7 protein-coding genes and 2 pseudogenes are annotated in these 12,627 nt (G+C 71.4%); 5 read left to right on the top strand and 4 right to left on the bottom strand.

The features are described from left to right. Window positions 1-15 precede the first annotated feature (15 nt). Window positions 16-2,895 carry an enolase C-terminal domain-like protein gene (locus AMK33_RS44940; RefSeq protein WP_327379710.1) on the top strand — a complete coding sequence of 960 codons (2,880 nt, stop codon included), beginning with the start codon at window positions 16-18 and terminating at the stop codon, window positions 2,893-2,895. A gap of 267 nt (window positions 2,896-3,162) precedes the next feature. Here the strand turns inward: AMK33_RS44940 and AMK33_RS24725 are convergent, their stop codons facing one another. Then, window positions 3,163-6,219, bottom strand: coding sequence for an FAD-binding and (Fe-S)-binding domain-containing protein (locus tag AMK33_RS24725; RefSeq protein WP_073935148.1), 3,057 nt, complete (start codon window positions 6,217-6,219; stop codon window positions 3,163-3,165). Window positions 6,220-6,482: 263 nt separating this feature from the next. On the opposite strand from AMK33_RS24725, the gene AMK33_RS44745 reads away from it, so the two are divergent. Then, window positions 6,483-7,628: a cytochrome b gene (locus AMK33_RS44745; RefSeq protein WP_079194960.1), complete on the top strand. Its 1,146-nt coding sequence runs from the start codon at window positions 6,483-6,485 to the stop codon at window positions 7,626-7,628. Here the strand turns inward: AMK33_RS44745 and AMK33_RS24715 are convergent. After that, on the bottom strand, window positions 7,565-8,008 hold the full coding sequence (locus AMK33_RS24715; RefSeq protein WP_235618187.1) for a TspO/MBR family protein: 444 nt from the start codon (window positions 8,006-8,008) through the stop codon (window positions 7,565-7,567). The genes AMK33_RS44745 and AMK33_RS24715 overlap by 64 nt on opposite strands. Window positions 8,009-8,462: 454 nt before the next feature. Continuing rightward, a pseudogene (locus tag AMK33_RS24710) lies at window positions 8,463-8,999 on the bottom strand (AI-2E family transporter); the annotation flags it as partial. Window positions 9,000-9,111: 112 nt separating this feature from the next. Between AMK33_RS24710 and AMK33_RS24705 the strand changes: the two are divergent. Both AMK33_RS24705 and AMK33_RS24700 read left to right on the top strand, forming a co-directional pair. Beyond that, on the top strand, window positions 9,112-9,378 hold the full coding sequence (locus AMK33_RS24705; RefSeq protein WP_143203863.1) for a hypothetical protein: 267 nt from the start codon (window positions 9,112-9,114) through the stop codon (window positions 9,376-9,378). Between the two features lie 212 nt (window positions 9,379-9,590). Next, window positions 9,591-10,877, top strand: coding sequence for a cation:proton antiporter (locus AMK33_RS24700; RefSeq protein ID WP_079194953.1), 1,287 nt, complete (start codon window positions 9,591-9,593; stop codon window positions 10,875-10,877). A 784-nt stretch (window positions 10,878-11,661) separates the two neighbouring features. On the opposite strand, the pseudogene AMK33_RS43970 reads toward AMK33_RS24700, so the two are convergent. After that, window positions 11,662-11,808: pseudogene (locus tag AMK33_RS43970) on the bottom strand (tyrosine-type recombinase/integrase); the annotation flags it as partial. Window positions 11,809-11,987: 179 nt separating this feature from the next. On the opposite strand from AMK33_RS43970, the gene AMK33_RS43295 reads away from it, so the two are divergent. Next, window positions 11,988-12,566, top strand: a complete 579-nt coding sequence (locus AMK33_RS43295) for a hypothetical protein (RefSeq protein ID WP_201263076.1) — start codon at window positions 11,988-11,990, stop codon at window positions 12,564-12,566. Window positions 12,567-12,627 lie beyond the last annotated feature (61 nt).

Raw genomic sequence — 12,627 nt, 5'->3', positions numbered from 1 at the left:
CACGACGGACCTGCCGTGGAGCACCTGTCCGTCTCCGTGTACCGCGTCCCCACCGACCTTCCGGGCGGGGACGCCACCCTCGCCTGGGACGCCACCACCCTCGTCCTGGTGGAAGTCGCCGCGGCCGGCCACACCGGTCTCGGCTGGACCTACGGATCGGCCGCCACCGCAGCGGTGGTCCGTGACGAACTGTCCGGCCTCGTCACCGGGCACGACCCCTTCGACGTCCCCGCCGCGGGCGACCGCATGAGCCGTGCCGTGCGCAACACCGGACGGCCCGGCATCGCCGCCGGCGCGCTCTCCGCCGTCGACACCGCCCTGTGGGACCTCAAGGCCCGCCTGCTCGGACTGCCCCTGGTCGGGCTGCTCGGTGCGGCCCGTGCCGAGGTCGCGGTGTACGGCAGCGGCGGCCTCACCCCGTACGACGACACCCAGCTCGAACGGCAACTGCGCGGGTGGACCGAGCAGGGCATCGACCGAGTGAAGATCAAGGTCGGGGAGTCCTGGGGACGCGAGGAGTCCCGCGACCTGCACCGGACCCGCCTGACCCGCGAGGTCGTGGGCGACGCGGCGCACCTGTACGTCGACGCGAACGGCGGCTACACCCGTAAACAGGCGGTGCGCATGGCCGGGGCCATGGCCGACTCGGGCGTCACCTGGCTGGAGGAACCCGTCTCCTCGGACGACCTCGCGGGGCTGCGCGTGGTCCGCGACGCGGTCGCCGCCGACGTCGCCGCCGGTGAGTACGGCTACGACCTGCCGTACCTGACCCGGATGGCCGCCTCGGGAGCAGTCGACTGCCTCCAGGCCGACGTCACCCGGTGTGGAGGCATCACCGTGTGGCTGCGCGCCGCCGCCGTCGCCGAAGGGCTCGGCCTGCACCTCTCCGACCACTGCGCCCCGCACCTGCACGCCCACGTCGCCGCCGCCGTGCCCAACACCCGGCACCTGGAGTGGTTGGTTCCACGACCACGTCCGCATCGAGAACCTGCTGTTCCACGGCACCCTGGACCCGGGCGGCGGCACCGTCACCCCCGGCGCCTCCGGCGAGCCGGGCCACGGCCTCAGCCTGAACCGGCGGGCCGCCGAACGCTTCCGCACCGGATGAGCGGTGGCCCCCACCTCATCGACGCACGGCGCACGGACAACAGCCCGTGGGTGCTGCGCGACTACGCCCTCGTCGCCGACGGGGAACGCGGCGCGCTCGTCGATCCACGCGGAGGGATCGCCTGGCTCTGCGCACCCGCCTGGCACAGCGGCGCCGTCTTCTCCGGCCTCCTGGGCGGGCCCGGCCACTACCGGGTCCGCCCCGCGGACGACTGGAACGTGTGGGGCGGCTACTACGAGGACGGCACTCTCGTCCGGGTCAGCCGCTGGGTCACCGCCGACGGCATCGTCTCCTGCCGCGAGGCCCTCGCCGTACCCGCGGAGACAGAACGCGTCGTGCTGCTCCGTCAGGTCCGCGCCGTCCGCGGTGAGGCCCTCGTCGACATCGGTCTCGACGTACGCGCCGAGTACGGGCGGCGGGGCATGACCGGTCTCCGTCGTGAGGGAGGGCTGTGGCGGGCCCGCAGCGGCGCGCTCCACGTGAGACTCACCGGTGCGGACCGGGCCCGGACCGGTCCGGACGGCGAGCTGCGCGGGCGGCTGCGGCTGTCCGAAGGCGCCCACCACGACCTGGTACTGGAGATCGCCACCGAGTGGCAGGACGCACCACTGGACCCGCAGGACCTCTGGGAGGCCACCGAACGCTGGTGGAAGAAGGCGGTGCCGGACTGCGCCGACACCGCGGCACCCCGCGACACCCGCATGGCGTACGCCGTCCTGAACGGCCTGACCGGTTCCCGGGGAGGCATGGTCGCGGCCGCCACCACCTCGCTGCCCGAGCGCGCCGACACCGGCCGTGACTACGACTACCGCTACGCCTGGATCCGCGACCAGTGCTACGCCGGGATCGCCGTCGCCGCACACGGCCCCCACCCGTTGCTGGATCGGGCGGTGCGCTTCGTCACCGACCGCATCCTGGAGGACGGCGCCGACCTGCGTCCCGCCTACACCGTCGACGGCCGGCCGCCGCCGGACGAGCACCCGCTGCCGCTCACCGGCTATCCCGGCGGCAGCAACCGCGCCGGGAACCGCGCCGGACGCCAGTTCCAGCTCGACGCGTTCGGGGAGGTGCTTCAGCTGTTCGCCGCCGCCGGTCGTCACGGCATGCTGGACGGGCGGTCCGCCGAGGCCGCCCGCCTCACCGCCGAGGCCGTGGCCGAACGCTGGGCGGAGCCGAACGCGGGGTTGTGGGAGCTGGACGAGCGCTGGTGGACGCACTCCCGTCTGTGCTGTGTCGTGGGGCTGCGCGACCTGGCCCGGTACATCGGCACAGGAGCGTCCGCCGACTGGTCCCGCCTGGCCGGGCACGTTCTGGAAGCGACCCGGATCCGCTGCCTGCACCCCGACGGCCACTGGCAGCGGGCCGCCGACGACCCGGGCCCGGAGGCCGCCCTCCTGCTGCCGCTGGCCTGCGGAGCGGTGCCGCCCACCGACCCCAGCCTCCGGCTCACGCACGCGCAGGTGGTGCGGCGGCTGGCCAAGGACGGGTACGTGCACCGCTTCCGCCACGGGGACGAGCCCCTGGGTGACGCCGAGGGGGCGTTCCTGCTGTGCGGTTTCATGGCGGCGCTGTCCGCCCACGCACAAGGCCGGGAGACGGAGGCGTCGCGATGGTTCGAACGGACCCGGTCAGCCTGCGGTCCCGCGGGATTGTTCTCCGAGGAGTACGACGTGGCCCAGCGTCAACTACGGGGGAACCTGCCGCAGGGGTTCGTCCACGCGCTGCTGCTGGAGTGCTCCGCGCGGTTCGGCGGCACCTCGGGAAGTGTCCTGCCGGGCGGCTGGTGAAGAACGATGTGGGGCACGCCTCATTGTCATCGCCGGTGAGCAACAGTCCCCGCCGTCCGCCCGCGGTCGTGTGCGGCCGCTCGCGGGTACGACGTGTCCTTCCAGGACGACACGGTTGCGACGGCATGGCGGGCCACGGCCTCGGGACGGTCACGCAGCCGCACGCCCGGGTCCACGCTTCCGGTCCGTCGGCATGAGGGCGGTGCCCAGCGGCAAGGTGCGGCGCCGGTTCAGGCCGGACAGCGGTACGCGGGACGTGACCGGCGGCTAGGACGCACCGCGTGTGGACGTTCGGACGTATCGCGCTCCGGCCGCGACGGCGAGCAGCGCGGCGCCGGTGACCGCGAGCGGTAGCAGGGAGCGCGGTCCGGGCGCCTCGGGCCGCTCCGCCACGGCCTCGCTCCCATGGAGTCCGGCGGCGAGGATCTCCGCCAAGTGCAGCGGGGTACGTCCGGTGCCTGCCTGGTCGACCTGGGTGCGGCAGCTGAATCCGTCCGCGAGGACCAGTGTCGACTCGTCCGCCTCCCGGACGGCAGGCAGCAGCCCGGCCTCGGCGCAGGCCATTGACACGTCGTAATGACCCTTCTCGAAGCCGAAGTTGCCGGCCAGTCCGCAGCAGCCGGCGTCCAGCACGTCGGCGTCCACGCCCGCGCGCCGCAGGACCTCGCGGTCGGCGTCGAAGCCCATGACGGCGTACTGGTGGCAGTGGCGCTGCACCACCGCGCGGGTGTCGACGCGCGGTGGCCGCCAGTCGTCGGCGTGTTCGACCAGGATCTCGGCGAGCGTCCTGGTCTGGGCGCGCAACCGCTCGACGTCCGGGTCCTTCGGCAACAGTTCGGGGGCGTCGGCCCGGAAGACGGCGGTGCAGCTCGGTTCGAGGCCGACCACCGGGGTGCCCCGGCGCAGGTCCTCACGGAGCACGTCGAGGGTGTGGCGCAGGACCCGCTCGGCGACGCCCAGTTGTCCGGTGGAGATCCACGTCAGCCCGCAGCACACCGCCGCTGCGGGCACCTTGACGCGGAACCCGGCCGCCTCCAGGACTTCCACCGCGGCCCGGCCGATCGCGGGGTGGAAGTGGTCGGTGAAGGTGTCGGGCCACACCACGACCTCGCCCCGGTGCCCGTCACCGCGCGGCCCTCCCCGCTCGCGCCACCAGTCGGTGAACCGCTGCTCGGCGAAGACCGGTACGTCACGTTCGGCAGCCACACCTCCGAGCACCTTGGCGGCCCGTGCCACCCACGGCACCGAGACCAGCGCGTTCACGGTGCGCGGCGCGAGGGCTGCCAGCCGGGCCACGGCCGGCAGCCAGCCCATCGAGTAGTGCGCCAGGGGGCGCGGCCGGCCCTTGTAGTGGTGGTGCAGGAACTCGGCCTTGTAGGTGGCCATGTCGACGTTGACCGGGCAGTCCGTCTTGCAGCCCTTGCAGGCCAGACAGAGGTCGAGGGCGTCGTGCACCTCGTCGGAGCGCCAGCCGTCCGTGACCGGCGAGTCACCGTCGTTGTTGACCATCTCGAACAGCAGCCGGGCGCGGCCCCGGGTGGAGTGCTCCTCCTCGCGGGTGGCCCGGTAGCTCGGGCACATCACGCCGCCCTCCGAGGAGCGGCACTTGCCTACGCCGACGCAGCGGGCGGCGGCGCGGCTGAACCTGCCGTCGTCGTGCGGGAAGGAGAAGACGGTCTCCGGCTCCCAGGGCAGGTGGTCCGCGCCCAGGCGCAGGTTCTCGTCCAGCCGGTACGGCAGGACGACCTTGCCCGGGTTCATCCGGTTCCCGGGGTCGAACAGGCCCTTCAACCGCTCGAACCCCTCGATCAGTTCCGGCCCGAACATCTTCTCCAGCAGTTCGCCCCGCGACTGGCCGTCCCCGTGCTCGCCGGACAGCGATCCGCCGTAGGAGACGACCAGGTCGGCGGCGCGCTCCACGAACGCCCGCATCCGGGCGACTCCTTCCTCGGATTCCAGGTCGAAGGGGATACGGGTGTGGACGCAGCCGTGGCCGAAGTGGCCGTAGACCGAGGGGTGCCCGTAGTCGAACTGTTCGTAGAGGCGCTTCAGGTCGCGCAGGTAGTCGCCGAGGCGGTGCACGGGCACGGCCGAGTCCTCCCAGCCCTCCCAGGTGTCCGGCTTGCCGGGGACGTGCGCGGTGGCGCCCAGTCCGGACTCGCGCACCCGCCACAGCTGTCCGATGTGCTCCGGGTCGTCGTACCAGGTGTGGTCGACGTCCTCGGGCTTCGCGTCGATGAGCGCCCTGGCCCGCTCCTCCACCTCCTCGCGGGTGTCACCGCTGAGCTGCACCATCAGGTAGGCCCTGCCCTGGGGCAGTTCCTTCAGCGCGTCGGGGTTGAGGTGCTTCTTCTGCTGGAAGTGAACCAGTTGGTGGTCCACCCCTTCCAGTGCCGCGGGCTGGTGCTCCAGGACGGCCGGCACGTGGTCGGCGGCCTGGCAGATGTCCTCGTAACCCAACACGACCAGCGCGCTGTGCTTCGGCACGGGGACGAGTTCGAGTTCCGCGCGCAGGACCGTGACCAGTGTGGACTCGGAGCCGGTCAGCAGTCCGGCGACGTCGAAGCCCTGTTCGGGCAGGAGCGAGTCCAGGTTGTAGCCGGAGACCCGGCGCGGGATGTCCGGATAGCGCTCGCGGACGAGTCCGGCATACCGGTCGCGCAGCCCCGCCAGCCCCCGGTACAGCTCCCCCGTGCGCCCGTCGGACGCCATGAGCCGTTCCAGTTCGCCGTCGTCCGTCCGCCCCACCCACATCCGGACGCCGTCGTAGGTGAGGACCTCCAGGCGGCGCAGGTTGTCGACGACCTTGCCGTACGCCTGGGCCGTCGATCCGCACGAGTTGTTGCCGATCATCCCGCCGATGGTGCAGTTCGGGTGGGTGGCCGGTTTGGGCCCGTACATGAGGTCGTACTCGGCGAGCTGTCGGTTCAGGTCGTCCAGGACGATGCCCGGCTCGACGACGCAGCGGCGGTTCTCCCGGTCGACGGAGACCAGCCGGTTGCAGTACTTGCTCCAGTCCAGGACCACGGCGGTGTTGCAGCACTCGCCGGCCAGGCTGGTGCCGCCGCCCCGGGACAGCAGCGGTGCACCCTGTTCCTGGCACACCGCCACCGCCTCCCGGGCCGCCTCGACCGTGCGCGGGACGACCACCCCGATGGGTACTTGCCGGTAGTTGGAGGCGTCCGTCGAGTAGGCCGCACGGGTGCCCGCGTCGAAGCGGACCTCGCCGTCGACCCTGGCCCGCAGCTCGGCTTCCAGGGCGGGCCCGTCGACCTGGTTCCGGGGCCGCCTGGCGACGGGGAGGGGGAGATCGACGGGGTCCATCAGCGGCCTTCCGGTGGAGGGACGGGTACGGCGGCCTCGCGGCCGGACGGCGACGTGCCCGTGCCTCGGTGACCGCAGGGCCCGCGCCGGTGCCCCGACCGTGTATCCGAGGCGCGGTGGACGCAAACCGGACCGAGGCATCCGGCGTCACGACGCGGCGGATAACCGGACGGTCCCGTCGAAGCCACTCCGTTGGACGACGGTCCTCGGGGTACCTCTGTGCCGAACAGCCGGGATCACGACACACCGAAGGGATGGTGCGCATGCCGTTGTCGCGCGGTCAGGGACGGCTGGACACGAGGGCGGCCCGCTCGGCCGAGCGGACCACGGAGTACCTCGACCGCCGCCTGCCGCTGCTGGACGCCGCCCGGACGACGCTGCGCAAGGCGTTCCCCGACCACTGGTCGTTCCTGCTGGGGGAACTGGCCCTGTACAGCTTCGTGGTGCTGCTGGTGACCGGTGTCTGGCTGACGCTCTTCTTCGAACCGAGCATGTCGGAGGTGGTCTACCAGGGCTCGTACGTGCCGCTGCGCGGCGTGCGGATGAGTGAGGCGTTCGCGTCCACCCTGCACATCAGCTTCGACGTGCGCGGAGGGTTGTTGATCCGGCAGATCCATCACTGGGCCGCGCTGGTGATGGCCGCCGCCGTCGGCGTGCACCTGCTGCGGGTGTTCTTCACCGGCGCGTTCCGCCGCCCCCGTGAGGCCAACTGGCTGATCGGGCTCACCCTGTTCCTGCTGACGATGCTGGAGGGCTTCGCCGGCTACTCGCTCCCCGACGACCTGCTGTCGGGCACCGGCCTGCGGACCGCGCAGGGCTTCGTCCTGTCCGTGCCCGTCGTCGGCACCTACCTGAGCATGTTCCTCTTCGGCGGGGAGTTCCCGGGGCACGACATCGTCTTCCGGCTGTACCCGGTCCACATCCTGCTCCTGCCGGGCGCTCTGCTGGCGGGCGTCGTCCTCCACCTCATCCTCGGGCAGATGAGTGAGCGAATGGGAGCGCATGTGCGGCCGGAGGGGCGGATCGAGGTGGTGGGCTGGTTCAGCTCGCGAGCTGAACCCGGAACCGCGGCAACGTCATCAGCGTCGTGCGGGCCGGATGCACGAGGTGGCGCGAGACTCGTACGGCCGTGCGGCTGCCCGTGGTCCTCGCTTTCTTCACCGCTCGGCCGGTCAACGCCTGGCTGGTGCGCGCGGACTGGAAGCGGAGGATCTGGCCGCACTCGACGACACCTTCAGCAACCACCGGTCAGTCGCGGGGCCGTGTTCGGCGGCAGCCGGGGCCCGCAGCGGTGTCCCGGCCGTCCGGCCGACGTACTGGGCCACGCCCGGCGGAGCGGGTCGTGTCAGGAGTTGAGCCGCCAGATGGCGAGGCTGAGGGCAGCCGCGTACAGCACCCACAGTGCGTAGGGGACGAGGAGGAGCGAGGCAGCCGGACTCCTGCGCCGGAAGAGCAGCATCGTGGTGCCGAGCGCCGCCAGCAACAGGCAGATGTCGAGGAACGCGAGTCCGTACCGGTCGGCACCGAAGAGCAGCGGTGTCCAGGCCAGGTTGAAGGCGAGTTGTGCGCTCCAGAAAACGATCTCCTTCCTGGTCCGTGCCAGGGACCGGCGGCGCAGTACGAGCCAGGCGGAGAACGCGATGGTGGCGTACAGCACCGTCCAGACCGGGCTGAACAGCCAGGAGGGCGGGGCCCAGGCGGGACGGTCGAGGGAGCGGTACGTGCTTGCCGAGTCCGACGCCGCGAGACCGCCCAGGGCAGCCACCGTGTAGCAGACCGCGAGAAGCACGAGCAGGAGTAGGAACGACCGACGCGAGGCGGAACGGGGTCGCAGATCTTGCCTGGGCGGAGCTCCCGTCACCTGCCGTCTCCTTTCGGTGCGCCGACATGTAGCGAGCGGATGCCCCGGACCCGCTGTCCGATGCGGCACGTGGTGCGACGGCGTCCGTCCACGCCCGTGTCACAGCCGTCCACCGGCTCCGGTCGGCATCCGGCGGAGGTGTGCCGTGCCGGACCGCCTCCGGCCTTCCCGTGCCAGTGGCGACCGGTTTCCCGCCGCACGGTGTCGTGCCCTTCGCCGGGAGCTGTTCGACGGAGCCGATGCCGGGCGGAACGGTTCGCACGCGTCGGAAATGACCACGGCCTCCGTGGCGCCGGAGCCGACCGGGGCAGGCGAACGGGTGCTCGGTCGGCATCCGGTGCGGAACCTACGGATCCGCGGACGCCCCCGCGGCAGACGGCTCCTACCGTGTGCGCAGCTCGTGGGCGACGCCGAAGGCGGCGGCGGTGACCGGCACCGCGAGGAGTACTCCGACGATCCCGGCCACGGAGGCGCCCGCGGTGGGCGCCACGAGGACCGGCGCCGGGTGGATCCGCACAGTCCGGCTCTGGACCATCGGCTGGGAGACGTTCCCCTCCAGCAGTTGCACCACGAGCACGACCCCGAGCGTCCACAGGGCGACGGCGAACCCGCGGTCGGCGAGCGCCACCAGCACGGCCGCGGCTCCGGAGACGAAGGCGCCGACATAGGACACGTAGGCGCCGATGAAGATGATCGCCCTGAGCCCGAGGGCACCCGGGACCCGCAGGAGGAGCAGGCCGGTGGTGATGCAGACGGCGTCGATGAGCGCGACCACGGCGGTGTCCCGCATGGACCCCTCCACGCCCTCGAAGGCCCGCCGAACCATCGCCTCGACGGCGTCGGCCGCGTCGCGCGCAACAAGCGAGCGCAGCGTGGCGGCGGCCCGGTGGGAGCCGCGCAGGAAGAAGAAGACCAGCAGCCGCCCCGGTGTTCTGCTGGAGCACGGAGCGTGGTGAGGTGAGACAGTGGCTGAGCACGCACACGAGGAGGGCACTGTGCACGGACCGTCGACGAGACGAGGTCTCGTGGGCATGCTCCTTCAAGGAGGTGCCGGACTGGCGGCGGCGGCACTGCTTGCCAGGTTGCTGGAGGCAGCGATTCCGATCAGTACGGCGGCGGCCGCGACACAAGAGGGCGGAAATGCCTTCGCCGCCTCGGTCCTGCGCGCCGTCGGCAACGGCACGCTGGCGGCCGCGGCCTGTGTCGTCCAGTTCGCGGTGCTGCTTCTCTGCTTCAGAGGCATCCGGTTCTGCTGGAACCTCCTGCGCGGCCGGCGCTCGCAGCCGCGTCCAGTCTGAACAAGGGCCCGGTCGGCGCGCCGCGGCACGGATCCTTGCGGGCCGGGTCCGCGCTCGTGCGGTCACCACGTTCCGGGCACAGCGGATCCGGACGGCACTGTGCAATGAGCAGGCCCCCGACGGGTACGCGTACCAGGCTCAGGCCATGGCAGGAACACCTCCTGTCCCAGGGCGATGTCGCAAGGGCCGGTCGACAGCGGGGAGCGTTTCAGGTGGTACTCGTCATCGTCTTCGGGGTGGCGCTGCTGGTGGCCGTGCTGTTGTCCGGGCTGGCCGCCCGGTCGGTGCTCTCCACCTCGCTGCTGTTCCTGGTGGGCGGCGCGCTCGTCAGTGACGGCTTCCTCGGTCTGATCCACATCACCCCGGACAGCGACATCGTCAGGGTCACCGCCGACCTGGCGCTCTTCGCGGTGCTGTTCACCGACGGGATGCACGTCTCCTTCCCGGCCCTGCGCCGGTCCTGGCGCAACCCGGCCCGCGCGCTCGGCCTGGGCATGCCGCTGGCCCTCCTCGGGGTCGCACTGCTCACGCACTTCCTCGTGGGCCTGGACTGGACGACGTCCTTTCTGGTCGGCGCCGTGCTGGCACCCACCGACCCGGTGTTCGCCTCGGCCATCGTGGGCCGCGAGGAGGTCCCCGCCCGGCTGCGACAACTGCTCAACATCGAAAGCGGCGTCAACGACGGCCTCGCGCTGCCGTTCGTCCTCGTCCTCATCGCGGCCGCCGCACCCGTCGGCCACACCGAGGACGTCGGCTTCGCCTCGATCGCCGGTGAACTCCTCCTCGGGCTCCTCTTCGGCGTGGTCCTGCCACTGCTCGTGCACTGGCTGGTCCGATTCCGGCTGCTGGGCGCGGAGCCTTCGCTTCAGCCCCTGCTGCCGCTGGCGGTCGGAGTCATCCTGTACGCGGCCTGCCACCTCACCCACGCCAACCCTTATCTGGCCGCTTTCTCCGCGGGCGCGGTGATCGCCGCACTCGCGCCGCAATCCAAGGACGCCTTCGAACCGCTGGGGGGATCCCTGGCCGAGCTGGCCAAGTTCGCGGCGCTGCTGGTCTTCGGCGCCCTGCTCACCCCGCACCTCTTCGGCGAGCTGTCGATCGGCGGCTACGCGGTGGCGGTCCTGTGCATCTTCCTCATCCGTCCGGCCTCACTGCTGCTGTCCCTGGCGGGCACCGACTTCAACCGCAAGGAGAAGCTCACCGCGGCGTGGTTCGGCCCCAAGGGCTTCGCCTCGGTGGTCTACGGACTGCTGGTGCTCCAGGCCGGCATCCCGCAGGGTGAGGAGGCGTTCACCCTGATCGCCGTCACCATCGCCTTCTCGATCGTCGCCCACAGCAGCACGGACGTACCGATCGCACGGATCTTCGACGTCGAGGAACTGATCGGCCTCCCCGACGACGACAGAAAACCACGGCACGGGCCACCGGACCCCGGCATGCAGCAGGGGCACAGCGACACGGGAACCGGCAGCCACGACGACCTGCCCCGTGCGAGTTGAGCGGCCTGCCCGCGCCGCCCAGTACGGCTGTCATCAGCAGGAGGAGCGCGAGGAGAGCGGCTGCGGCCCCTCCGTTCCAGTGCCGGTTCGTCACCAGGGCGCCTCCGCGCTCCAGATCCGCAGCGAGGACGAGTACCACGGCTGCAAGGCCCATACGGCCGCCTCCGCGTCTTCTGCTGCTCACCGGCTACGCACAGATCGACCAGCTCGCCGCCACGCGCCGAAGAAACGGGGCTTCCACCGGCCGGTACGCAGGGGATTTGCGGGCGGACGACTCCGTCGTGCACCCGACCGGGTCAAGACGGCACCGCCGGTACACCGCGCGCCCCGTTCAACCCGGCACCACGTCGGCCTACGGTGCTCAGACGGCTCACTGGACTGTCGAGCGACTCGTCCAGGTCGTCGCTGAGGCAAAGCGCTTTCCGCGAGCTGGAGCGAACGCGAGTTCAGGCTGGGCCCGACTGCGCTCGGCAACTTGGCTCCGGACGCTCGAGACTGAAGAGTCCGAGGACAGTGGTTCCATGGCAGACGCCGCACTCCGTCGCAGTCCCCCCATACAGAAGCCCCGTCGGGATGGTTCCCGACGGGGCCTCGCCGTATCACCAGCTGTCACACCTGTCACGAACTGGGCGGACCCTCTCGAGCCAGAATGCCCTGAGCTGGCATTATGCGCTGCTCATCTTGGACTGGCCTGGACGCCCACGGACGGCCCCTACAACCTGTGCCATGTGGTGCTGTTGCAGCCTCAGTCAGAGGGCAGCCCCGGAAAGGCTTCGCTGCGGTCTCAGGCCGCGTCCCACAGGCCGGCGTCCAGAACGCGTGCTGCCTTGGTGATGCTCCCCGGCATCAGGTGCCGGTAGGTGCGGTACGTCCCCTCGATCGACTTGTGCCCCATCCACTCGGCCACGTCGGCGATCGGGATGCCACTGCCCCGCCCGAGGCCCCTCAGCAGCGTGGAACTCGCGAGCGAGGCGGAGCCAAGGCGCCCACGCCGGCCCGCCCAGGCCGAATTCCAGGTCACGCGCCTCTGCGCACTTGCGTGCGCCACTCCTCCCTTCCGTACGGTCCGGCCGATGGCGAACCGCCCTCGCCCACTGTGAAGGAGAGCTGTTGAAGCCGACCGAGGAAGTGCTCCAGGACCTGACCCAGCCCTCGAATGTCCCCGTCCACTCCGACGACGCGCTCGTCGGGAAGGTGAAGGCCGCCATCGCGGCGGACGACGAGAAGCGGAAGGAGAACGAGGACGGGCCGCTCCGCCGGAAGCCCACCCTCGTCCCGATCCCGCAGACGGAGCTGCCCCGGCAGTTCGAAGTGACCCTCTGGGACGTGCTCCACACCCTCGCCCGGGCCACTGCCCTGTCGTGGCGCGGGGCGGGCCGGGGGCTGGCGGAGCACTGGGGCGCACTCAAGTACACCCAGGCCTTGGCCGGCGGTCACGACTCCTTCCTCGGCCTCACCGACGAAGGCCACCGCATCGCGGACCACTACAAGTCGCTGCAGTCCGGCGAGCTCGGCATCGGCTTCGCCCTCACGCTCGCCGAGCACATGCTGCGCAGCCGTTTCCCCGACCATTCGGTCACGATCGTCCCCGCCGACACGGCGTTACGCGCGGGCTGGGCCCTCAACAGCAGGGACAAGGGCGAGAAGGTGAAGTACCGCTATCGCCCCCAGTACTTCGCCGAGGTCTGACGGCCGGGCGAGCCGTCCCTCTCCATCCCCCTCGCCTGCAAGGGCAACCACGGCGACTCCG

It is taken from the genome of Streptomyces sp. CB02400 (genome assembly GCF_001905725.1).
Lineage (GTDB): Bacteria > Actinomycetota > Actinomycetes > Streptomycetales > Streptomycetaceae > Streptomyces > Streptomyces atrovirens.
The sequence above is the reverse complement of the archived record's forward strand: the minus strand, read 5'-3'. Positions and strand labels throughout refer to the sequence as shown.